Source organism: Saprospira grandis str. Lewin, from assembly GCF_000250635.1.
Taxonomy (GTDB): Bacteria; Bacteroidota; Bacteroidia; order Chitinophagales; family Saprospiraceae; genus Saprospira; species Saprospira grandis.
This window is the reverse complement of the sequence record NC_016940.1, coordinates 1,125,105-1,148,614: the sequence shown is the minus strand read 5'-3', so window position 1 is coordinate 1,148,614 and position 23,510 is coordinate 1,125,105. Positions and strand designations below refer to the sequence as shown.

Annotated in this window: 22 protein-coding genes and 1 tRNA gene; 14 read left to right on the top strand and 9 right to left on the bottom strand. The window is 46.6% G+C overall.

The annotated features are described in order from the left end of the window. Positions 1-91: 91 nt before the first annotated feature. Positions 92-958: a glycosyltransferase family protein gene (locus tag SGRA_RS04985; RefSeq protein ID WP_041329849.1), complete on the top strand. Its 867-nt coding sequence runs from the start codon at positions 92-94 to the stop codon at positions 956-958. A gap of 2 nt (positions 959-960) precedes the next feature. Next, positions 961-1,716 carry a glycosyltransferase family 2 protein gene (locus tag SGRA_RS04980; protein WP_015691507.1) on the top strand — a complete coding sequence of 252 codons (756 nt, stop codon included), beginning with the start codon at positions 961-963 and terminating at the stop codon, positions 1,714-1,716. A gap of 160 nt (positions 1,717-1,876) precedes the next feature. Here SGRA_RS04980 and recO read toward each other — a convergent pair whose 3' ends face one another. Next, a complete protein-coding gene (recO, locus tag SGRA_RS04975; RefSeq protein WP_015691506.1) occupies positions 1,877-2,593 on the bottom strand; it encodes a DNA repair protein RecO in 717 nt (238 codons plus the stop codon). Between the two features lie 472 nt (positions 2,594-3,065). Here recO and SGRA_RS04970 point away from each other — a divergent pair, with 472 nt between their 5' ends. The 7 genes from SGRA_RS04970 (at position 3,066) to SGRA_RS04940 (ending at position 10,349) form a co-directional block, all read left to right on the top strand. Further along, entirely contained in the window at positions 3,066-3,722 is a 657-nt protein-coding gene (locus SGRA_RS04970; RefSeq protein ID WP_245538639.1) for a hypothetical protein, read from the top strand. A gap of 10 nt (positions 3,723-3,732) precedes the next feature. Further along, positions 3,733-4,296 (top strand): hypothetical protein, encoded by a 564-nt coding sequence (locus SGRA_RS04965; RefSeq protein ID WP_015691504.1) that lies wholly within the window; start codon positions 3,733-3,735, stop codon positions 4,294-4,296. Positions 4,297-4,304: 8 nt separating this feature from the next. Further along, positions 4,305-5,108: a zinc ribbon domain-containing protein gene (locus tag SGRA_RS04960; RefSeq protein WP_015691503.1), complete on the top strand. Its 804-nt coding sequence runs from the start codon at positions 4,305-4,307 to the stop codon at positions 5,106-5,108. Positions 5,109-5,313: 205 nt separating this feature from the next. Next, entirely contained in the window at positions 5,314-7,185 is a 1,872-nt protein-coding gene (locus SGRA_RS04955; protein ID WP_015691502.1) for a M61 family metallopeptidase, read from the top strand. 283 nt (positions 7,186-7,468) lie between these two features. Then, entirely contained in the window at positions 7,469-7,864 is a 396-nt protein-coding gene (locus SGRA_RS04950; protein WP_041329848.1) for a Rid family detoxifying hydrolase, read from the top strand. 4 nt (positions 7,865-7,868) lie between these two features. Continuing rightward, complete coding sequence (locus SGRA_RS04945) at positions 7,869-8,768, top strand: FkbM family methyltransferase (RefSeq protein ID WP_015691500.1); 900 nt, start codon at positions 7,869-7,871, stop codon at positions 8,766-8,768. Between the two features lie 192 nt (positions 8,769-8,960). After that, positions 8,961-10,349, top strand: coding sequence for a dipeptidase (locus tag SGRA_RS04940; RefSeq protein ID WP_015691498.1), 1,389 nt, complete (start codon positions 8,961-8,963; stop codon positions 10,347-10,349). Positions 10,350-10,550: 201 nt separating this feature from the next. Here the strand turns inward: SGRA_RS04940 and SGRA_RS04935 are convergent, their stop codons facing one another. From SGRA_RS04935 to SGRA_RS04910, 5 genes are all read right to left on the bottom strand, one after another. Next, positions 10,551-11,549 (bottom strand): CobW family GTP-binding protein, encoded by a 999-nt coding sequence (locus SGRA_RS04935; RefSeq protein ID WP_015691497.1) that lies wholly within the window; start codon positions 11,547-11,549, stop codon positions 10,551-10,553. Positions 11,550-11,625: 76 nt separating this feature from the next. Beyond that, complete coding sequence (gene iscX / locus SGRA_RS04930; protein ID WP_015691496.1) at positions 11,626-11,865, bottom strand: Fe-S cluster assembly protein IscX; 240 nt, start codon at positions 11,863-11,865, stop codon at positions 11,626-11,628. A gap of 11 nt (positions 11,866-11,876) precedes the next feature. Continuing rightward, positions 11,877-12,215: a 2Fe-2S iron-sulfur cluster-binding protein gene (locus tag SGRA_RS04925; protein ID WP_015691495.1), complete on the bottom strand. Its 339-nt coding sequence runs from the start codon at positions 12,213-12,215 to the stop codon at positions 11,877-11,879. Positions 12,216-12,500: 285 nt separating this feature from the next. After that, entirely contained in the window at positions 12,501-13,502 is a 1,002-nt protein-coding gene (locus tag SGRA_RS04915; RefSeq protein ID WP_015691493.1) for a M14 family metallopeptidase, read from the bottom strand. A gap of 23 nt (positions 13,503-13,525) precedes the next feature. Further along, the gene (locus SGRA_RS04910; protein ID WP_015691492.1) at positions 13,526-13,981 is read right to left on the bottom strand and encodes a hypothetical protein; all 456 of its coding nucleotides are present in this window, start codon (positions 13,979-13,981) and stop codon (positions 13,526-13,528) included. Between the two features lie 103 nt (positions 13,982-14,084). Between SGRA_RS04910 and SGRA_RS04905 the strand changes: the two genes are divergently transcribed. Then, positions 14,085-14,606, top strand: coding sequence for a hypothetical protein (locus SGRA_RS04905; RefSeq protein WP_015691491.1), 522 nt, complete (start codon positions 14,085-14,087; stop codon positions 14,604-14,606). Positions 14,607-14,834: 228 nt separating this feature from the next. Then, positions 14,835-14,908, top strand: a tRNA-Arg gene (locus SGRA_RS04900). Positions 14,909-15,127: 219 nt separating this feature from the next. Here SGRA_RS04900 and SGRA_RS04895 read toward each other — a convergent pair. The 3 genes from SGRA_RS04895 to SGRA_RS04885 form a co-directional block, all read right to left on the bottom strand. After that, positions 15,128-15,478: a hypothetical protein gene (locus SGRA_RS04895; protein WP_015691489.1), complete on the bottom strand. Its 351-nt coding sequence runs from the start codon at positions 15,476-15,478 to the stop codon at positions 15,128-15,130. A gap of 3 nt (positions 15,479-15,481) precedes the next feature. After that, a complete protein-coding gene (locus SGRA_RS04890; protein WP_015691488.1) occupies positions 15,482-15,970 on the bottom strand; it encodes a hypothetical protein in 489 nt (162 codons plus the stop codon). A 220-nt stretch (positions 15,971-16,190) separates the two neighbouring features. Beyond that, the gene (locus tag SGRA_RS04885; protein ID WP_015691487.1) at positions 16,191-17,147 is read right to left on the bottom strand and encodes a DUF6089 family protein; all 957 of its coding nucleotides are present in this window, start codon (positions 17,145-17,147) and stop codon (positions 16,191-16,193) included. 323 nt (positions 17,148-17,470) lie between these two features. On the opposite strand from SGRA_RS04885, the gene SGRA_RS04880 reads away from it, so the two are divergent. The 3 genes from SGRA_RS04880 (at position 17,471) to SGRA_RS04865 (ending at position 23,385) form a co-directional block, all read left to right on the top strand. Next, complete coding sequence (locus tag SGRA_RS04880) at positions 17,471-18,793, top strand: HTTM domain-containing protein (RefSeq protein ID WP_015691486.1); 1,323 nt, start codon at positions 17,471-17,473, stop codon at positions 18,791-18,793. 453 nt (positions 18,794-19,246) lie between these two features. Then, entirely contained in the window at positions 19,247-21,706 is a 2,460-nt protein-coding gene (locus tag SGRA_RS04870) for a TonB-dependent receptor (RefSeq protein WP_015691484.1), read from the top strand. A gap of 194 nt (positions 21,707-21,900) precedes the next feature. After that, positions 21,901-23,385, top strand: coding sequence for an Ig-like domain-containing protein (locus SGRA_RS04865; protein ID WP_015691483.1), 1,485 nt, complete (start codon positions 21,901-21,903; stop codon positions 23,383-23,385). Positions 23,386-23,510: the final 125 nt, after the last annotated feature.

The following is a 23,510-nucleotide window of genomic DNA, read 5'->3' as shown; positions in this document are numbered from 1 at the left end:
ATAATACAAAAGACCTCTTCTAGCAACTGCTATTAGAGGTCTTTTTTTTGTACCTTTGCCCCATTAAAGGACCCATCTAATCCTAATGTTTATGAAAGTTACTGGCATCAGCTTCGTCAGAAATGCGGTTAAATTTGATTATCCCATCCTCGAAGCTATCCAATCTATCCTCCCGCTCTGCGATGAGTTTATCCTTCTCTTTGGCAACTCAGAAGATGGGACCGAGGAGCTCTTGGCCCAAATTAAGGACCCCAAACTCAAAATTATTCCCTCGGTCTGGGATGATAGCCTGCGCGAAGGCGGGAAGGTCCTAGCCGTAGAAACCAATAAGGCCCTAGATGCCGTTAGCCCCGATAGCGATTGGGTGTTCTACCTCCAAGGCGATGAGGTGCTTCACGAAAAGTTTATCCCTACGGTCCGCCAAGCTATGGAACAATACCTAAACGATAAAGAGGTGCAAGGCCTACTCTTCAATTATCAACATTTTTGGGGCTCCTACGATTATGTGGCCGACTCCCGAAAATGGTACCGCCGAGAAATCCGAGTGGTCCGAAATGATAAAAATATTCGCTCCTATAAAGATGCTCAAGGCTTCAGAACCAAAGAGGACGAAAAGCTAAAGGTCAAACTCATCCCCGCCGATATTTATCACTACGGCTGGGTGCGCCCCCCCGAAAAACAGGTCCAAAAACGCCTTTCTTCTAACCGATTCTGGCATTCCGATGAATGGATCGAGAAGAATATGCAAAAGGAAGGAGAATACGATTATTCCGAAATCGATTCGGTAAAACGCTTTGAAGGGACCGCCCCCAAAGTGATGGAGCAACGCCTCAAACGCCTAAATTGGGAGTTCTCGCCCAATCCCCCAAAACTCTCTCTCAAAGAACGCCTCTCTAGAACAATCGAAAATATGACGGGAAAAAGAGTAGGCGAGTACCAAAATTATAAAATCATCTAATTATGCGCCCGCTTACTGTACTGATTCCCACTTTCAACGAAGCCGATAATCTCCGAGAGTTATTGCCTTTGGTCAGCTGGGCCGATGAGCTGCTGGTCGTCGATTCTTTTAGTACGGATGATACCTTGGCCCTGGCCCAAAAAGCCGGCGCCCGAATTATTCAAAGAGAATATGGCAATTCGGCTAGCCAGAAAAATTGGGCGATTCCCCAAGCCAAAAATGAATGGATCCTGCTGCTAGATGCCGATGAACGCCCTAGCGAAAATCTAGTCGCCGAAATTAAGGCCATTATGAGCCAAGCCGAAGACCCCCAAGGACCTATTGCCTACTGGATGGGCCGCGATAACCATTTTATGGGACAGGCGGTCCGCTTTTCAGGCTGGCAAAATGATGCCGTCATCCGCTTTTTTAAACGCGACCTTTGCCGCTATGAAGAAAAAGAGGTACATGCCGAAATTATCACTAAGGGAAAAGTCGCTTGGCTAAAGGGCCGCCTTTTGCACTATACCTTCAAAAGTATGCGCCATTTTATGGCCAAAATGGAGCGCTACGCCCATTGGTCCGCCGGCGATTATGCCAGCAAAACCCCAAAAGTGGGCTTCTTTCACCTCTACCTCAAACCCGCTTTCCGCTTCTTCAAGCACTACATCATCCAACAGGGCTTCCGCGACGGCAAAGTGGGCTTTATCGTCTGCAAATTACTGGCCTGGGGCGTATTTATGCGCTATGTGATCCTTATGGAAAAAAGGGGACATTGACTGTTTTGGGGCCTCCCGCCTTCGGCGGGCGCTACGCTTTGGGGCTCGCAGGCTTGCTCGGCCCTTCGTCGCCTGCGGCTCCTTGGTCTGGCCTGACGGCCACCCCGCCGCATCGCTAGGCCAAAAAAGAGGCCCTTCAGGCCTCGAGCTAAAGCGCAATTTAGCCCATAATCTGTTTGAGGACCTCCCAACTTTTGAGCTGAAAATTGGGCAAATGATAGCGATAAAATAAAATCATTTGCTCAATAAAATGTTGCCGCTTGAGGCGGTTGAGCTTTAGCGTTGCCAACTGATGCCGACTCAAACGCAGGAGTTGGTCCAAAATCTGGCTGCTTTCTTCATCAAAATGATAGGGATGTAGGGGTTTTTCTTGCACAAATTCCCCCTCTTTATAATCAAAAATAGGGGCGGAGCTAGGGCTGGGACAAAAGCCCAATTCTGCCGCAAAATGGACTATAAAATGCAGATGTAAATTGGCCCAGGCGGGACTCTCTTTTTGGTCCAACTGATTAAAATAAAGCCACAAAAAGTTATAGAGCTCCTCTTGTGGACCCTCTTCTTGTAGGCCTTTTTGGGCCAGCTCCACCATAAAAAGGGCCATATTAGAGCGGGCAATATCAAAGGGAATGATTTGGTAGATGTAACTAGGCCGAATCTCCTTAACCTTATTGAGGTCTCGCTCCTCATTATGGTAAACCACTAATTCTACCCAAGACATGGGCCGCAAAAGGGCCTTGGTAATTTTGGCTTTGGGCTTGCGCACGCCATGCACCATATAAGAGCGGCGGCCCAGTTCTCGGCTAAATAGATCGCAGATAACGCTACTCTCGCTATAATCTACAGTGCGCAGCACTAGGCCTTCAATTTGTTTGAGCATAAATGGAAATTTGGTCCAAAAGGAGATAATTTGCGTTTAGCAGGGCGCGAAGCGCCCGCAGGTAATAGCCAAATTTAAGCGCACTCACTTTTATAGTTTGCAGCAATTTCCCGCTAGTCGGCCCTATTTTTCTCGGCCATAGCGAAGGCTATGTCCTTAAAAAATAGCTGGCCTAGCAGAAAATTCATAGCAAACTATGGCCAAAGCAGCGCGATTAAATCTGGCTGAGGGATGGAAAGTGGTGCGGCGCAGCCGCAGACCCAAGTTTTTGAGCGTAGCGAAAAAACTGCAGGGCCGAGCAGACCTGCGAGCCACGACACAGCCCGACCCGACCATAGGAAGGGGCAGCCCCAAAACTAGATCAAAATAAAGTTATAAAATGGGGAGCAGACAAAAAAATAAAAAAAAAGCAGTCCTGCGCCCAAGCTTTCGTATCTTTGCGGCACTTAACGAAAATAGTAAAACGAGAAATATGTTATCCTTCATTCAATTTTTTACTTTTCAGCGACAGCTGATTTTGTTTTTTGCCTGTTTGGCCTTGACCCTAGGGCTTTGGCCGACAGTGGGTTTTGCCTGGGCTTGGATGCCTTTGTTGGTTGTTATTGTTTTGTTGGTCAAGCACTTTTTGATTGGTACCGTGAATGCGGCGGCCATGAAAATGCAGATTGGCGATACCGAGGGGGCCGAAAAAGTGTTGGCCTATACGTTTAAGCCAGAGTGGTTGCAATTTGGTTATCATGGGATGTACTACTTCATTCGTTCGGGTTTGGCATTGCAGAAAGGCGAGACCAAAAAGTGTGAAAAATTGGCCAATCAGGCCATGAAGTTGGACCTACCTGATGATATTCGGGGGATGCTTTATTTGCAGCTCATTAATGTGCAGGGCATGTATGCGCAAAAAATGACTACAGAAACGCAACGTCGCCCTTATGTAATGAAAATGAAAGAGTACTTGGAGACAGCCAAGAAATTGAACATCAACAATCCGCAGGTCAAAGAGAACATCAAAGAGATTGATTTGATGTTGAAAGGGCAGCATCAGATGCAGCGGCAGGCCATGAAAGGCGGCCGTGGTGGCATGAAAGGGCAGATGCAAGGCTATATGAAAAGAGGAGGAAAACGCAGATAAAATAAAGTATATGTTTTTTAATCCGAGATTGCGTTTTATCCTCATCTTCTCGCTATTTGCGGCGGGGATTGTGGCCATGCTATTAGATTTTGGGCCTACTGTGAGTATTTTGAGTTGGGGATTTGCCATTTTGCTGCTTTTGGGTTATTTTCTATTTGGTCATATCAATGGGGCGCTTTTTGCTTTGAAAGCGGGCAAAATAGAGCAGGCTGAAAAGTACTTGGCGGCCACGCATAAAGTAGATTGGTTATTGGCTTCTCATCGGGCCTACTACTTTTTTTGTCAGGGTCTAATTGCTATTTATAAGAGCCAAGAAAAGGGGATGGACCAAAAAGAGCGCTTTGCGCTTTTGGAAAAAGGGGAGCAACAATTGTTGCAAGCCATTGATTTGGGGATGCGCAGAAAGGCCGAAAAAGCCATGTCTTACCTGAATTTGGCCCATATTGCCTATTATCGAGGCGAAAAACCCAAGGCGGAAGAATACGCCCAATTGTTGGCCGAACATTTAACCGAAGACCTGCACCTCAAAAAAGGATATGAGGACCTACAGCAGGCTATTGCTAAAATGCCCTAAAGAGAATTATGGCGCAAAGCTGTATACATTGTCAGGCCGAATTGCCCGCCCGCAGTCGTTTTTGTTCGCTCTGCGGGGGCATGCAATGGCCCATAGATTTTAAAGATTTGGCCCGGCTGCCTCAGCAGCTCAAAGGGGCCTTTTTCTTATATATGCAGCAAGAAGGGCGGGATTTGGGCCTAAAGGCCGTGGATTTGGGCCAAGAAGATGGCTTTCGACTACGCTATTTAGAAGAGCGCCTCTTGCAACTGGCCTATTGGATAGAGCAACAAGACCCCAGCCAGCAAGAAGAACTTCGGGCTATTAGTGAAGAAATAGATTGGCAGTTTAGAACTTGGGCCGAAGCCTACTTTTTGCAAGAAGGCCGAGAACAGCTGCCCCAAGCCCTACCTCAAAGTCTGCAGAGCTACCAACAAATGCAAAGAGGCGAAAGCTGTAACCTCAGGACATTAATTGCTAATTACCTACAAAGCGATAAATTGCCCTATGCCCATAGTTGGCAGGCCATAGATTGGCCCAAAAAACTGAAAACAGCTGGCCGAAAATTCTTTTCGGCCCTAGGCCAAGAAGAACTCCTCTTCTTTTTAGACCCCTCTATGCGACAATTGGGCCGCAGAGGGTTTATTCTTACGCCCAAAGGCCTATATTGGCGGCAATCAATGAGCCAAGGCCGTAGCGCCCGCTTTAGCCTACAAGCCGAGCTGCAACTGAAAAAACAGATTTTATACATTAATGGACAAGTCTTTGACATTCAGGCCGAACTCAACCTCAACCTCTACTTCCTCTTTAAACGCTTGGCGCTTTTGGCCTAAATGCAGTTAAATTTGGTTTATTAATTGCCTAGCTAAAAGAAGAGGATCCTAACTCAGTCTAAAAAACTAAGGCTTTAGGCGAAAAAGCCAAGAGTTATAGCCCCGTTTTAGTATTTTATTTGACTTCTTATCTCCTCTGTTAACAGACCTATAACATACCTAATTTTGTCTGAATGGATGCTCCATTCACTAAAAACAAATTTTTATGAACAAGCTCTTTACTGCCCTATTGCTCTTTTTTGGGAGCCTGGGCCTAATGGCGCAAGATGATGATATTTATAAGTACGAAGTAGACCTCAATGAAGTCATTGCGGACCAAGTAAAGGTAAGCCTGCAGGTGCCTAGTTCGGTCCCCAAAGATGAGGTGACTTTCTACTTTCCCCGAATCATTCCCGGAACTTACGAAATTCATGATTACGGCCAGTTTATCAATAACCTAGAAGCCTTTGATAGCCGAGGTAAAAAACTCAAGGTAAATCGTATTGATAAGAATACCTGGAAAATCAAAAAAGCCAAACGCCTAGAAAAAATTACCTATCTGGTAGAAGATGTCTGGGATGCTAAACTCAAAGAGCCACTCTTTGAGCCCGCCTGTACTAACTTTGAGGCAGGTAAGGTCTTTTTCATCAATAACAACGGACTCTTTGGATTTTTTGAGGATAAGGAGAAACTTAAGTTTGAACTGACCTTCAATCGCCCCAATGATTTTTATGCTAGTACGTCTTTGCGCAGAACGGGTGGCGATTTTGATACAGACGTTTTTCGCGCCTCTGATTATGGCGACCTAGTCGATGCGCCAATTCTTTACAGTAATCCCGATACAGTCAATTTTAAATTGGGCTATGGAGATATCCAAATTTCGGTCTACTCGCCCAATAAAAAGGCAACGGCCAAAGATATTGCCGATAAGATCCGCCCGATGCTAGAGGCCCAAAATAAATATTTGGGCAATATGCTTCCTGTAGATCGCTACCATTTTCTGATCTACCTTTCGCCCAATGGCTATCCCTCGGGCTCTATTGGTGCCCTAGAGCATCCCCGCTCTTCTATGTTCTGCCTAGCCGAGGAAAAAGTAGATCGCATCGGCGAGCTGGTGGTAAACATTGCCTCTCATGAGTTTTTCCACATTGTAACGCCCCTCTATATCCAATCAGAGGAGATTTACAATTTTAATTATATGAACCCCAAAATGTCTAAGCACCTTTGGCTTTATGAAGGGGTGGTGGAGTATATGGCCCACCATATGCAGTGCCGCTATGGCCTGAAAACACAGGAGGAGTTTATGGACAAACTCTGCGAAAAGGTGCAAACTTCTACTCGCTATAAGGCAGGTATTCCTCTAGCCGAAATGAGTAAGAAGTGTCTGGAAAAAGGCTTTAATAGCCAGTATAATAATATCTATTATAAGGGCGCACTAACCGCTATGTGCCTCGATCTAGAACTGATTCGCCTCTCGGAAGGACAATACGACCTAACGATGCTCCTTCGCGATCTCTCTGCCTATTATGGCCAAGATAATCCTTTCCAAGATGTAGAGCTCTACGATAAGATTATCGAAATTACAGGCTTTCCTCAGCTCCAAAAGTTCTTTGATAAGTATGTGGAAGGTACCGAAATGCTCGACTATAATAAGTTTCTAGAGCCTTATGGCGTAGAGTACCTTAAAGAGGCCCCTGTGCTAGAAATGTCTCCCCTAGGCGGGCTAGAAAATGGCGCTCTCCGCACCGATACGCTTGGCCGTTTTTATATGGCCAAAGCCGAAAAACTCGATGAGTTTGGAAGCAAATATATGGGCCTCAAAAATGGCGATGTGATCCTGTCTTGGAACGATAAAAGCTTTACGCCCAAAACCGCTTCGGCTATCCTATTTACCTATATGCAGGGCCTCAAAGTAGGCGACCCGCTAGAAATTCGCATTCTCCGCCCCGATGGCGAAGGCAATTACAAGGAAATGACTTTGGAGACCGAAATCGCCAAAATCAAAATGATGAAAAAACATGTCTTCAAGATTAAAGAGAAGATGACAGAGGAACAGGAAAAGCGTTTCAAACGCTGGCTGGAACCACAAATTAGATAAGAAAAGGGAGGACTACGGTCCTCTTTTTTTTGCTTTGGGGCCCGCGGCCGCCCTTCAATTTGGGGCGGCCGCCGCTATGCTGCGCCGCTCGCAGGTCTGCTCGGCCCTGCGTTTTTTTCGCTGCGCTCAAAAAACTGGGTCTGGCCCTTCGGGCCACGGCTGCGCAGCGCTGGGCCATGGCTCGCTTCGCTCGCAGGCGGCTTCGCCGCCTATCTGGACCAAAAACTTTTGCAGCTTGCCTCAACTTCCTTATCTTTCGCTTCTACCAATGATAACTAAGAAAATGAAAAAAATTATCCATACTGATCAAGCGCCTGCGGCAGTGGGCCCCTACAGCCAAGCCGTTGCGGCCAATGGCTTTTTGTTCCTCTCTGGCCAAATTGCGATTGATCCCGCTACTCAAGAACTTAAGGTGCATGGAACGATCCAAGAGGAGACCCAGCAGGTGATGAATAATATGCTGGCGGTACTGGCCGAAGCTGGTCTTGGTCCAGAACAGCTCGTAAAATGTAGCATCTTCATGAAGGATATGAATGATTATGCGGCCATCAATGAGGTTTATGCTAGCTATTTTGAAGGCATTGCGCCTCCGGCTAGAGAGGCCGTGCAAGTGAGCCGTCTGCCCAAGGATGTACGGGTCGAGATTTCTGCCTTTGCTGCTTACCCCCAAGAGAAATAGCGCAATGAACATTCTAGAACAATTGCAAGAAGTGGCCAATTTGGCCCAAGCTAGCAAATGGAAACGCCTGCAAAAACGTCCTTTGGGCTATATTTTGGCCCAATTGCGCAGACGGCTTTTCCCAAAGGGAGAGTGGGCAGTGCAAGCCCATACCTTTTGGGGTCAAAAGATGCAGTTGCTGCTGCCCGCCAGTTTGGATATTTATCTGACGGGCGGAAAAACGCATGATTCTGAAATTCGCCTGGCTCGTTGGCTCATCCAAGAGCTAAAGGCCGAAGATCAATTTCTGGATATTGGGGCGCATTATGGCTACTTTAGTCTGCTGGCCGCTCATTTGGTGGGGCCCAAGGGCCAGGTACAAGCCTTTGAGGCGGCCTCGACCACCTTTAGAATTTTGGCCCAAAATGCCGCCGAGCTGCCTCAGCTGAAGCCGAATAATAAGGCGGTGGCCCAAAAAGCGGCTACTCTAAAATTTTATGAGTTTAGCAACAAACATTCTGAGTATAACAGCCTACATTTAGAGCAGTTTGAAGGCGAAGATTGGTTTGCCCAAGACCCGCCCAAGGTGCACGATATTGAGGCCGTTTGCCTAGATGATTATCTGCTGCCCAGCGCTTTTCGGCCCAAATTGATTAAAATTGATGTGGAAGGGGCCGAATATGAGGTTTTGGCTGGGGCCAAGGCGTTTTTGAGCGCTCATTCGCCCAAAATTGCTATGGAGTATTTGGCCGCTAGCCGAGATAATGCTCCGCATTTGGCGGCCCAATCGCTTTTGGCGGAGCTGGCTTATTTTCCCCATATTATCTGCTCCTCGGGCCATTTGGAGCGGCTAAATAGCTCGGTAGAAGATTACCTTCAGCGGAAGGGGGAAGACTCGGATAATATTGTCTTTGTAAAGGCCTAATTGGTCCAATTGCAGGGGACAGGGCGCGAAGCGCCCGCAGGCTGAGGGATGGACAGCAGTGGCCGAAGGCCAGACCTAGCTTTTGAGCCTAGCGAAAAAGCGCAGGGCCGAGCGAATAGCGAGCTGCGATACAGCCCGACCCAGCCAAAGGCTGGGGCAGCCCCAAAAAAAATAGAAAAACAACAACAACTTATGTCTGTAAAACAATTTATTGAAAAGGATAAGGACCGTTTGTTAGAGGAGTTGATGGCTCTTTTGCGGATTCCTTCAGTGAGTGCCGATTCTGCCTATAAAAAAGATATGCTTTCGGCTGCGGAGTTTTTGAAAATCAAGCTCTTAGAGGCGGGAGTGGATAGCGTGGAAATTTGTCCCACAGCGGGCCACCCCATTGTTTATGCCGAGAAAATTATGGACCCTAGCTGGCCTACGGTTTTGGTCTATGGCCATTATGATGTGCAGCCGCCCGATCCCATTGAGCTTTGGGAATCTGGACCTTTTGAGCCCATTATTAAGACCACTGACCGTCATCCTGAGGGGGCTATTTTTGCCCGTGGAGCCTGTGATGATAAGGGGCAGATGTACATGCATGTCAAGGCGTTTGAGTACATGATGCGGGAGCAAAAAATGTATTGCAATATCAAGTTTATGCTAGAGGGCGAAGAGGAAGTTGGTTCGCCAAATTTGGGTCCTTTTATGCGTGAAAATCAGGAGCGTTTGGCCTGTGATGTCATCCTGATTTCTGATACCTCTATGTTGGGCAATGAGAGTCCTTCGATGACTTCTGGTTTGCGTGGATTGAGCTATGTGGAAGTCGAAGTGACGGGCCCAAATCGCGATTTACATTCGGGCACTTATGGGGGTGCTGTGGCTAATCCGATCAATATTTTGGCTAAAATGATTGCTTCTTTGCAAGATGAGGAGGGCCGAATTACGGTAGAGGGCTTTTATGATGATGTTTTGGAGGTCTCTGCGGAAGAGCGGGAGGCTATGGCTAAAGCGCCTTTCGATTTGGCTGATTATAAGGCTAAATTGGGCATTGATGATGTGTCTGGAGAGGCTGGATTCTCGACTATGGAGCGGGCTTCTATTCGCCCAACCCTCGATGTGAACGGCATTTGGGGCGGTTATATTGGTGAAGGAGCCAAAACGGTTTTGCCTTCAAAAGCCTATGCCAAAATTTCTATGCGTTTGGTGCCCAACCAAAGTTCTGAGCAAATCACGGCCCTATTTAAAAAGCATTTTGAGGCCCTTGCGCCTGCTTCGGTCAAGGTGGTGGTGACTCCTCATCATGGTGGAGAGCCTGTTTTGACGCCCACCGATGGCATTGAGTTTCAGGCGGCGGCCAAGGCCTATGAGCAAACCTTTGGCAAGCGGCCCATTCCCCTCAGAGCGGGCGGAAGTATTCCGATTGTGGCTCTTTTTGAGGAGATTTTAGGTGCTAAAACGGTCATGATGGGCTTTGGTCTAGACACCGACGCCATTCACTCGCCCAATGAGCATTTTGGGGTGTTCAATTACTTCAAAGGAATTGAAACCTTGCCTTATTTCTATGAGCATTTCCGTGCGATGAAGGAGGCTTAGGATCTTTTTTTGGGGCTGCCCCTTCCTTTGGTCGGGTCGCTCCACTTCGCAGCTCGCAGGTTTGCTCGGCCCTGCAGCGCTTTCAGCGCTTTGGTCTGCCGCCTTCGGCGGCCCTGCTTCGGCAGCTCAGCCTGCGGGCGCTTCGCGCCCTGCTCCATCCAAAAGAAAGGCCCAGAACATCGAGTTCTGGGCCTTTTCTATTTAAAAGCTAGTCTCTAGGGCCAGCAATTGTTTGAGGCTTTTCTCTAGAATATCCTTGCGTAGATTTTTGCCAATAAAGACAATTCGGCTTTGGCGGGGTTTGTCTTCGGGCCAGTCCTCGCCCAATTGGAGGGCAAAAGATTTTCGGACCGATTGCAGGACCATTTTTTTATCCTGCCATTGCACCCAAAGTACGCCCTTCACTCGATAAATGCCTTCTCCTTGTAGCATGAGCAGCACTTGCAGCCAATGTCGAAGCTTGAGCAGGTCAAAGGGCTGGTCAAAAATAAAGCTATGCGTGACCAATTCGCCTTGCTCATGATGATGGTGATGATGGCTGCCGTGGCTGCAAGTTTTGGGTTGATGTTGGGCCTTGAGCTTTTCTTCTACCGTAGCAAAAGCATAGGCTTGTAGGTCCAAAAGATTGCGTTCTGTTTTGCCATAATCGGCCTCAATGATTTCGGCTAGGGGATTGAGCTTTTTCAGGCCGGCCTTGGTTTGCTCCAATTGTTCTTCGGAAACGCTAGACTTTTTATTGAGCAAAATGAGGTCGGCAAAGGCGAGTTGGCGTTTGGCTTCTTCTCTTTCGGCTAGGCTGTCTAGGGTATATTGGGCATCGGCTAGGCAGATGACGGCATCCAATTGAAAATAGGCTTGGACCGAGGCATCGGCCACAAAGGCGGCGGCGATGGCATCGGGTTCGGCTATGCCTGTGGTTTCAATAAGGAGATGGTCAAAATCGTAATTTCCATTGAGGAGTTTGGCCAGGGTATCGACCAATTCATCATTGAGGCTGCAGCAAATACAGCCATTAGAGAGTTCAAAGATTTGGTCTTCTCCACGGACCACCAAATCTTGGTCGATGCCTAATTCGCCAAATTCATTTTCAATAATGGCGAGCTTTTTCTCGGGATAGCGTTGGATGAGTTCGTTGAGCAGGGTCGTTTTTCCGCTGCCCAAAAAGCCCGTAATAATAGTTACTGGAATGCGTTTATCCATAATTGTATCTTTTATCAATCAGAGGAGTGTTAAATGGGCAAAAAAGGCCACAGCGAATAGCTGTAGCCTTTTTGTTTTATTGGTTATCTCTCCATTCGTAGACCCATTTGGCTTGAATTTGCTCGAGGTGGCCCTCATTACAATCTTCGCGTTTGCCCACAAAGTTGGGCAGGTCTAGCACCCATTCGATGAGGTCGGTAAAGCGGATGCGATAAATTTTAGACTCGGTAAAATCGTCGCCAAATTTATCATAAAGGCCCATGGCGATATCTTCATAATCGGTCCAATGGATAGGCAGGTTAAGTTCAAAACTCATGATATCTCAATTTAGTGTTCATGTCCAATAATGCGGGTTTGGTCGGGGACCAAGACCTCGATAACGGCATCATCTTCTTGGATAATGCACTGGCAGGCGAGTCTAGACTCGATGCGGGGATCTAGGGCTCTATCAATAAAGTCCTCTTCTCGGTCTGAGATTTCGGGAAGGCTATCTTCGCCTTCTTCAATATAAACGTGGCAGGTACTACAGGCGCAGACGCGGCCACAGTTATGGTTGATATGAATGTCGTTATCATCAGCCAATTCGGAGATATTATCGCCTAGGCTGGCTTCTAGTTCCTTGGGGGGAATATTAGGGTCTTCGAAAGTAAATTTTACGATAGCCATATTGTAGCGGATCAAATATTTTTTGTGGTATGAATGGATAGGCGGCGCAGCCGCCTTGGCCGTCAGGCCAGATGGCCTAGCGATGTGTAGGGGTGGCCGTCAGGCCAGACCGAAGTGCGCAGCACTGAAGGGCCGAGCAAGCCTGCGAGCCCCGAAACGTAGCGCAGCAAGCGCAGCGCAGCTGAGGCCCCAAAAGATCGGCAGGATTAGTTTTTTCCTCTTGGAGGCGCAAAGTTAACAAGACTAAATCAAAATAGTTCTTTTCTGGGGCTAAACTTGCGGCAGTTAGGCATTGAGAATAGTTTTTGGAATTTTTCGGCCCAATTTGGGGGCAGAGAGGTCCATATCTTCAATGATAAAGAAGCCGTCATTGCCTTGTTTTTGGTAGAGCGGCATAAGGATGAGGCCATCGAGGGGGGAGTAGATGGGGCCATTTTTATCTTCGGCTAGTAATTCTCCTTTATAGATGGGGTCAAAATTGCGATAAATTTTATCGCTGCGCATTTTAAAGTTATCGCCTTGATGGATGCGGTGGCAGTAGGCTAGGCGGCCTTCTTTGGGCAGTCCTTGATTTTCTTCGCTCAGGCGGAGCTCGTGTTTCATTTCGATATCTGCGGCATAGAAGCCGCCCATAGCGGTAAAGCATTGGATGATGGCCGAAACGGCATGGCCTACAGAAGAGAGGCTATCGTGTTGGCCGGCCTCGAAGCAGATCGAAGTGAGTTGATGGTGGGGAAAATTTTTCTGGCGAAAATAGTGCAGGATCGTCCCTTCTAGGCCATCGAGAAAACCGTGTAGGAGCGGGGCGTGGATATTGAGGCCTAGGGCTCTAGAATTATCGTCGGTAGAGGGGATGAGGAACATGCCGCCCTTGGCCGTGGTGGTATGCAGATCGAGTAAAACGACCTGTTCATCTGGATGTTGGTCCATTAGGGCCTGAATAGTTTCCAGTAGTCCTTTGAGCTCTTTTTCTTCCTGAGATTTGAGTTGATCTAGGGGGCTATTTTGGACCTGTTTTACCCGTTCATCGGTCCAGATGCGGTTAAAATCTTCATCGATAAATCGTTGGCCGGAGGCAATAGCGGCCAGATTCCCCCGCAGGGCGACAATTCGGCCTCGGTAGTCAAAATCTGCTTTATTTTGGTACTCTTGGTCAATGCGTTGAAAGAGTTCTTGAACGGCGTAATAGCCGGCGGGTTCGTTGCCATGGACCTGGGTAAGAATAAGCAAGAGCGGCCCTTTTTCAGAGCCGCTGCGTTCGCCCAGAATGCGCGAAATTTGAGTCATAACAATCTAATATTTTTCGGGCATTAACTGCCTTCGTAGTAATCAGCTTCCTTGAGGATATACATCAGGCGGAGGGGGTCTTCGCTATTGAGTTTGAGTTTTCCTTTGAGCGTGATTGGTTTATCTATCCGGTAGATAATGGGCGTTTTTGCATCGATTTCAATAACGGATTCGGGGCCGGCGCCTCCACAAAAAAAGCAAGAGCTATAGGGGAAGGCGGAGAGGGTCATGCGGCCTCCGCTAAGGTCGGCGGGAATCACATAGCCTTTGAGGACGATCTCTTTGCCATCTAGTTTTTTGATGCTTCTATTAAAAACTGGTGTATAGATCAGGGTCCCGCTTTCGATATCAATTTTTGATTTATACTTCACTTTGCTCAGGACTTTCCAAAAGTGGAGGCCATCAGAAGGGTTTTGGGCCAAAAGGCCGCTGCCTAGACCTGCGAGTAGAAAGCTGAATACTAGTGCTAAGGATTTCATTTTGTAGTAGTTTTAAGTTCCGTCTGCGGAAGTTTACAAAAGTAATGATTTATTCCTAGATTTAAAATCCAGTATTGTATTGCCAAAATCCATTCCCAAAATTATGCAGATCGAAGAACTCATTGCCTTGCTTCATCAGGACCCCGTGGCCCTCTTCTTTTACTTTTTGCTGTTGCCATTTATGGCTTTATTGCTCAATATTATTTCGGGGCCATCGCCAGCTTCTAGCGCCTATGGTTATATGTATTCCTCTTTGGTTTATGGCACGGCTATTCCGGCCCTTATTTCTGGGGTGTTTTGGCTCTACAGCATCATGATGAACCAAAAAAATCTATTAGAACTAAGTTTTAGCGTCTATTATTTACCCTTAATTTCGGCGGTCATTGTATTTATGATTCTCCGAAAAAAAGGCCTAAAAATGAAGGCCTTACCTTGGTTTGGCGAGCTCTACGAACTGCTCATCACGGCTGCTTTGGCTCTGGGTTTGCTCCTTTTGCTGATGCACAAAATGGTCCTTCCTTTTCAAAAGCTTTGGCAAATTGGGCTTTCGTTTTTCCTCTTTTTCTTGGTCTTCAAATTTCTCTGGGAGTACGGCCAGCAGGTATTTCGTTCTTCTGTTCGATAATTATTTTGGGGCCCGCGGCCGGCTCGGCTTCGCCTCGCTCGGCCGCCGCTATGCTGCGGGGCTCGCAGGTCTGCTCGGCCCTGCAGCCGCCTTTGGCGGCTTTGGTCTGGCCTTCGGCCACCCCTCCGCAGCGCTGGGCCAATAGGGCCTGGGGGAGGGGCTTTGCTCAAAAAAGTAGGTAAAATATTTGGCCAATTGATTAAAAGTTGCCATATTTGCGCTGCAGTTGGTTCCATAGCTCAACTGGATAGAGCATCTGCCTTCTAAGCAGACGGTTGCAGGTTCGAGTCCTGCTGGAATCACAAAAGCAGCTAGTTTTCACTAGCTGCTTTTTTTGTTTTAGCCTATCTGTCAGGGACTTATCCGCCATTTTTGCGCATTACTGTACTCTTGGAAAAAGGCCTAGATTTGCCTTGTTTTTAGGGGGAGTTGTACCAAAGTTATACCGAGATGGGGGATGAAAAAAAGCGGCCCGAAGGCCGCTTTTTTTTATAGGTGTTGTTTTTTATCACTGAAAAATATTAAACATTTTCTTCTATAAGATCTTGTAAAAGCTCTTCAATATAAGGGTAACGACCAATTACGTGAGTAAACATAACATTACTTATTGTTGTGGCGCCGGAATTTTGGTGATATACAAAACTAGCTTTTCTTAGCCCCATCATTTTGTAGGCTTCGCTTCCTTCTTCAATCCATCTCCCTTTATACTTCCCAGGAAATTTCCTAGGGATATTTGTGCTAGTTACTTTCACCGCATAACTTGAGTCGTTGTATTTTTCTACAATAACAACAGGCCGTCTTTTGGTTTCAAGACGCTCTTCATAAAATACGGCACAGATGACGACATCACCAACTTCAAAGGAGGAACTCATATATTATTGAGGTAAATCTGGATGATAACTTAAGTAGGCTTGGTCCGTGTCCTCATCATCTAAATCATCAAAAAAATCCTTAATGCGTTTCGACTCTTTGAAAAATGTTGCTCGATCTACCTTTTCGGGAGTAGGAAATAAAACTACAGCTAATTTTTCCTTGATTTCAAGGAGTAGCTTTTGTGTTTGTAGGGCTTTTTTGATTACTCGACCCTCCAAAAAATGATAAGAAGTAGAGGCTTGGAGTTGAATGTCTTCTTTAGAGAGCTTTTGGGCTACCAAATAGAGTTTGTGGTATTCTTTAGCTTGTTTTTCTGAGCTAATTTTAGCCTCAATGCCAGCACTTAATTTAGAGAGCTTTTTATTCACTCTGTTGATAATGAAAATTAAAAGCAGGCGCTCTATCCAACTTATACTAGATGCTGTAGATGCCTCATCAGAAAGCGAATCTAATATACTTTTAGACCTTCCATATTGAATTGATAAATCCATAGCATATAAAGTTTTTGCTGCTTGATTATGCACTTTAAACGATAAGCAGTTAGCTTGAGTTTTTTAGCTTTTGGGAAAAGTAGAATTTTAACTAAAGTACAACTATATCTAGAGATATACAACAAAAAGCGTTAAAAATAACATATACACCCCCACAAAAAAAGCCGAGCAGGCTTTCACCTACTCAGCTTTTCTATTTCAATTCATCGCTGGCTTTAGTCTACCAAACGGGACAACCATAACGACGACCGCCACCCAAAGAGTTAGCATCAAAGAAGTAGCTAAAACGAAGGGCAATCGTATAATAAGAGTCATTATCTTTGGGGTCTCCTCTTTGCTCGCCCGGAGCCGATACATAACCATTCACTAGGCCGGGATCAATCTCTACAGAGCGGCGAGCCATAGCAGCAGATAAGGCCGCTTGCTCAGGCGCAAAGTTATCATAGAAGACCTGAGGATCAACATAGTCCACAGAAACATCATCAATGTAATCCGTAAAGGTCAATCGGTGGTTTACCTCAAAAGAAAGCGCCCACTGATCGTTGTAATTCCATTTTACGCCAAAGCCCAAAGGTACATTAAATTGAGTAAGACTATAAGGCGTGCGACCATCTACCAAACCCTGGCCCTCTGTAGACAAAGGCTGTAGGTCTACCCACTGCCCATCATACTGCGCCTGAGGATTAAAGTGGAAAATACCCACCCCAATAAATCCATAAGGAGAAATCACACTATAGCTCTGATAACCTCCACCCAACTCAAAGTTGTAGGGAATCAACTCCCCAGCAATAGAGGCCTCAAATACATGCGAACGGAAACTCAAGTTGCGGTAGTAACGATACCAAGCTTGGTCCTCTGAACGTGTCTCGCCACTAAATCCACTACCCGCAAGCGCATCATCTCCCGCCAATTGAAGGTAGTTCAAATCTGCACGTGCAGAAAAATAAGGGCCAATATTCCAACGCCCAAAAGCGCCAATTAAAGGGCGAATCGCCTTGAGATCGGTGTCCCGAATAAATGGGCGACCAGCCTCACTTTGCCCACCAAGGTCACCCAAAAATTGAGAGGTCCCAATCTGAAGACCAATTTCATAAGGAAAAGGGGGCTGATAACCGGCTTGAGCTTTTAATAGCCCAAAGCTAAACATCAAACAAAAGCTAAGTAGTCCTATGCGCATGCTACTAACAGTATGTAGAGGTGAAGAAATGGTAATGTTCTGTCTTGTGATTCGTCTGTACGGCTCAAGATACCAACTTTTGTCGGCTCTCTTGACTTTAAAAAGAAAAAATCAAATATGTTAATTTTGTCTTAAAAATCTGAGGGAGATGCCCTCGATCTTATGGAAAACGCCAATAAAAGCGCTCCTAGTATTTCACGGATTGCGAAATATTGCGCTTTCTCTATTTTCAGTAGATAAGATAGAGCTTTCTTTCTCTTTTTTTAGGCCCAAGCATTTTTTTGCGCCTATTGTCTACCTTTGCGCCCATAAAATTCATCCTTATGCTCGCTTTAGACCAACCCAAAAGTATCGCCCCCCTCATTAGCCTCAGAATCATTTTTGGCCTGATCGCTTGCTGGCTCTCTCTGCGAATGCTGCTGCTCGGCTGGGTCGATAAGTTCTATATCCAACCCCAGTTTGCCTTCCGCCTTTGGGGTACGCATTGGCTGCCCGAATTGCCCGCAACAGCCCTTTATGCCTGCTTTTTTTTGATGGCTGCCGCTGGCCTCGGTATCGCCCTAGGCTATAAATATAAATTTTCTGCCGGGATTTTTTTTGCTTGCTTTACTTATGTAGAGCTTTTGGACCTGACGCATTATCTCAATCATTACTACCTGGTCGCTTTGCTAGCCCTGCTGCTTTGGATCCTGCCCGCTCATCGCGCTTTTTCCCTAGATTATCCGATCTCGGTGACTTTGGTCAAGGTTCCCGCTCTATATATATGGACGCCCCGACTGCTTTTTGTGCTGGTCTATTTTTTTGCCGGCTTGGCCAAGTTGCAAAGCGATTGGCTCGTTTTAGCCCAACCTCTGCGCATCTGGCTGGGCCAACTATCCGATTTTCCAATCTTTGGCCCTCTCCTCTGCAAGAGCTGGCTGCCCCCCATTTTTGCCTGTTTTGGCGCCGCCTTCGATCTCAGTATTGGCTTTTTTCTCCTTTGGTCCAAAAGCCGAAAATATGCCTACTTTTTTGTCATTTGCTTCCACCTAGCCACCGCCGCCCTCTTCTATATCGGCATTTTTCCCTACCTGATGATGGCCTGCACCACAATTTTTTTCTCTAGCCATTTTCATGAAAAAATAATTGCTACCTTTGCTCAAATTTTTAATTTGACTTTGTCTAAATTAAAACTAGAGCTCGTTCTTCCCCCTTTTCAACGCTATTTTTTGCTGTCTTTTCTGCTTTTTCAGGCGCTTTTTCCGCTGCGACATCATCTCTATGCGGGCAATGTCCTTTGGCAGGAACAGGGCTTCCGCTTTTCTTGGATGGTCATGCTGGTCGAGAAAAGGGGCTATGCTCAGTTTAAGGTAGTCGATGGCCAAACGGGCAAAATGAGCTGGGTCAATAATCTGGACCATCTCAATGAAAAACAGGAGCTGATGATGGCCTATCAACCTGATATGCTTTTGCAGTTTGCCCATTATTTGGCCAATTATTACCAAACAGAAGAAGGCTATCAAAACCCAGAGGTTTATCTAGACGCTCAGGTCAGCCTCAATGGCCGCCCTAGCCAGCGCTTGGTAGATCCTCAGGTCAATTTGGCCCAAGAAAAAGCAGCGCTTTTTAGTAGTCCCAGTTGGTTGCTTCCTTTTCATAGGGACTAATTTGGGGCTTCCCCGCCGCCGCAGGCGGCGGGGCGCTATGCTGCGGGGCTCGCAAGTCTGCTCGGCCCTGCGGCGGCAAGCCGCCTTGGTCTGGCCTGCGGCCACCCGCTCCGCAGCGCTAAGCCGCTCAACGGTCTTTTTCTCTTTTGGCCATTTTCTTCGGCCCTCAATTTATACCGCCTTGCAGCGCAGGACCATTTTTGCTGTAGGGTTTATGTTGCAGCCACCGTTAGCAGGCGGCAAAGCCGCCGCAGGCTGAGGGATGGACAGCAGTGGCCGAAGGCCAGACCCAGCTTTTGAACGTAGTGAAAAAGCGCAGGGCCGAGCGATCAGCGAGCTGCGAAACAGCCCGACCCAAGGCCGTAGGCCGCAGGGGCAGCCCCAAAAAATCAACATCCTAGGCAGACTTCTATTTATTACTTCAGTACGTTTAATTTAAAACAAAAGGAGTTTATGCGACTTTATGGCTATCTCTTTTTCTTTTTGCTCCCTGTTTTGGCAGGAGCGCAATCGGCTCTTCAGGGCCAATTAACAGATAGTTTGGGCCAAGCCATTGCTGGGGCCGAGCTGTTTTTGGTCCAGAAAACGACCCTAACTAAAAGCGATGCCCAGGGCTTTTTTCGCTTTGATAGTTTGGCCGCTGGCCCCTATCAATTGGATGTTTATGCAGAGGGGTTTCAGGGCCGATCTTTAGTGCTGCAACTGCCTATCGATACGGTTTTGCAAGTTATTTTGCAGCCTTTGGGCGGGCAGGGCCCCACGGTTTATGTGCAGGCCGAAGAGGGGAATTATGGTTTGCAGCAATTTCGGGCCGTAGATTGGGACAAAATGCTGATTGGGGCCGCCAAAAAGTCCTCTATCATCAAGGCGAGTAAGTTGCAGGGCAATTTGGCCGCCAATAACAGCCGACAGGTCTATGCAAAAATTGCAGGCTTAAACATTTGGGAGAATGACAATTCGGGCATTCAGCTCAATATTGGCGGCCGCGGCCTAAGCCCCAACCGCAGTTCCAACTTCAACACTCGCCAAAATGGCTATGATATTAGTGCCGATGCATTGGGTTATCCAGAGTCTTATTATACACCTCCTGTTTTGGCCCTAGAAGGCATTGAGTTGATTCGGGGAGCGGCTTCCTTGCAGTATGGAACGCAGTTTGGCGGTTTGCTCAACTTTAGAATGAAGCGGGGAAATAAGGATTATAAATTGCTTTGGACGGGCCAACAAACGGGCGGTTCTTTTGGCTTTTATTCGAGCTTTAATAGCTTGGAGGGCCAAAAAGGAAAGCTGCGTTATTATGCCTTTCATCAATATAAAAGAGGCGATGGCTGGCGGCCCAACTCTGCTTTTGAGCAGCATACGGCCTATTTGGGCTTGCATTATCAGTGGACCGAAAAGTTGAGTTTGTCTTTGGAGCAAACCTATATGTCTTATCTGGCGCAGCAGCCTGGCGGTTTGACCGATTTAGAGTTTCGGCAAAATCCTCGTCAAGCTAAGCGTCCCCGCAACTGGTTTCGGGTAGATTGGGCCATTACGGCTTTAGATATCAATTATCGTTTGGCCAAAAATACTAAGCTTAATTTTCGGCAGTTTGCGCTTTTTGCAGGCCGTCAATCTTTGGGCAATTTAGAAGCCATCAATCGGGTCGATTATGGGGGACCAAGACAGCTGATTAAGGGCCAATACCAAAACTTTGGGCAAGAAAGTCGAATCATGCACCGCTATAAGATTGGGGCCAAAAAAATGGGCGTTCTTTTGGGGGGCGTTCGCCTCTACAAAGGCTTTACCACCCAAGCTCAAGGCCTAGCCAATGCCGATAGCACCGGCAGCCGTGCCGATTTTACCTTTTTGGAGCCTGCGAAAGGCATCCTCAATTCAGACTATAATTTTCCTAGTTTTAACTTTGCTGCCTTTGCCGAAAACTTCTTTAGTTTGGGTAAGGGCTGGAGCATTACGCCAGGTTTGCGCTATGAATATATTCAAACCCAAGCCGATGGTTATTATCAAGATTTATTGGTACAGCCTAGCGCGGAGGGGGCCGATACTCTGCGCAATGAAGCCATTTATGAGCAGCGGGGCCGCAATCGCTCTGTTTTTCTGCTGGGGATTGGCTTGAGCTATCGGCCCAAGGACCAATTAGAAATTTACAGCAATATTTCGCAGAACTATCGGGCCATCAACTTTAATGATTTGCGCTTGGTCAATCCCAACCAAGTCATTGATCCCGATTTGCAGGATGAAAGTGGCTTTAATGCCGATTTGGGCTTTCGGGGCCGTTGGGGCCGGCATCTCCGCTTTGATTTTTCTTTGTTCTATTTGGCCTACCAAGATCGGATTGGGAATATTTCAACGAGTCGGTCCGATCCTGAAAATCCCGACTTAATTCAGCTCATTTCTTATCGCTCTAATATTGGAAACGCTCGTGTTTTGGGCCTAGAAAGCCTTATAGAATGGGATATTCTGCGCTTATTTAAAAGTATCAAAGAGGATAAGGGCCTGTTGTTCTTTAACAACTTTTCCATTTTGGATGGCCGCTATACCAAAACGGCCAATACCTTTGCTCAGGGCAAATTATTGGAGCTGGTGCCGCCCATTAGTTGGCGCCTCGGCTTACAGGCTTATTTAGGAAACTACAAAGCTAGTCTGCAATACGCTTATACGGGAAGTCATTTTAGCGATGCCAGCAATGCGGAACTGGTGGCTAATGCGGTTTTGGGCCGTATTCCCGCCTATGGCGTTTGGGATGCTAGTTTTAGTTATCAGTACAAAGCCCTTCGCTTGGGATTAAATGTAAATAATCTATTGAACAAAGCTTATTTCAGCCGTAGAGCTTCGGCTTATCCTGGTCCAGGTATTTTACCCGCAGAAGGGCGCTCTATTCAGTTGAGTTTGGGCTGGCAATTGGGGCTAAAGTAGAAATAGACCCTTAGAAGAAGGAAAGAAATCTTCCTGAAAAAGGAACTAATTTTCATGTTTTATATATAATTGATTTTCAAATTTTTGCAATTGTTGGTTTGTTGTTTGAATGCTTGCTTAATGCTGTCTTGGCATGTTTTTAGACCTTGGCGGCGGCTGGAACAAGCCACTTAATTAACATTCAACATTTTAAGATGAAAATTTTAAATTATTTAGGACTTTTTAGTCTACTTTTTTTAGCCTTGACCTCCTGTAAAAAAGATGAAGATAATAATGGAGACAATCAGGATGCTAGCAATCAAATGCTTGTAATTGAAAATGGTGCTCAGACCATGCTTATGGATGGCAGCCTAACTTATACGGCTGTTTTGCTAGATACTGAGGGCAATCGCACGGCAGCTAGCAATGTCAGCTGGTCGAGTGCAAATACTGATGTAGCCACTATTGCTAGCAATGGGGCGGTTACAGTGGTTGCAGCTGGAACAACCACTATTCAGGCTTCGGTAACGGTTGGTGGAACGACCTTGACTAGTTCTGCGCCTTTGGCTATACAGACTCCCGCACTTTTTGCCGTGGCTCCTGCAGCTGTTTTAGTCGATAGTGATTTCCCGAATATTCAGATGGAGGCCGTTTATCTAGGGACCTCTTCACCCACTTATAGCTATCAGTCTAGCGATAATACCGTAGCTACGGTAAATGCTTCTGGAGAGTTGAGTTTTATTGGGGCTGGAAACTGTATCATTACAGTTACGGCTTCGGGCATTGACGGTAACCCTGTTGTAGAGGTGCCCGTTACTGTCTTGGCTCCTCCTGTGATTGAGTTGCCTGTGCAGCGTGTGGTGGTTAGTCCCGCTAGCCAAGTCATCCTCAAAACAGAAACTGCTCAGTATACCGCCAAGGCTTATGATATGGATGGCAATGAAAAAACAGTCACTTTTGACTGGACGGTAGCTGATCCTTCTATTGCAACAATTGATGCTAATGGAAATATCAGCCCCCAAACTATCGGAAGTACTAAGGTCTATGCTATGGCCCAAGGTGTAGTTGGCGAAGCTCAACTAGAAGTTAGCCCCAATAAAGTAATTACGCTTGATCCGCTAAATGCTTCTGTAGCTGCTGGCAATACACAGCAATATAGCGCTACCAAATATGATGTAGTGCGTAGCAATGGCGAGTTGGTGCTTAACAACCCCCAAGCAACCTCTAATGTCAGCTGGCAAATTCCTACTTTTGGCTTTCCCATTTTTGATGTAGCTACTATTGACAACAATGGTTTGGCTACCGTAAAATCTTCAGCCAACCCAGGTATGTCTACTTTTGTGATTGCTGCTGATGCTAATGATCCTGAGGTATTTCCTGGCGTAAGTATTCTCTCTGTGGCTGTAGGTTCTTCTTGTAATTGTGGTACAGCCGACCCCAATGCGGCAGGCCTCAATCTCAATAGTTCTTCTAATGTGACGCTTAGCTTTGGCCAAACGGCTCAGATTTCTGCGGAGGTAGTAGATGCTGGCGCTACCGCTATTGTTGGTGCGCCAATCGTTTACTGCTCAGATAATATCCAAGTAGCAGATGTTGATTTCAACGGAGAAATTTCTGCCACTTCTTTCAGCGGCGGAACCGCAAATATTACCGTTTGCCATGGCAACTTTAGCCAAACTATTACGGTAACGGTACAATAATATTAAGCTAACTAACTGCTTGTTCTAGGCCCCGACAATTTTGTCGGGGCCTTTTATTTTAGGGCGAAATACTCCCCTGTGCTTACTCTCTATTCGCTAAAAACTCAACTCTCTAAAAAATCTGC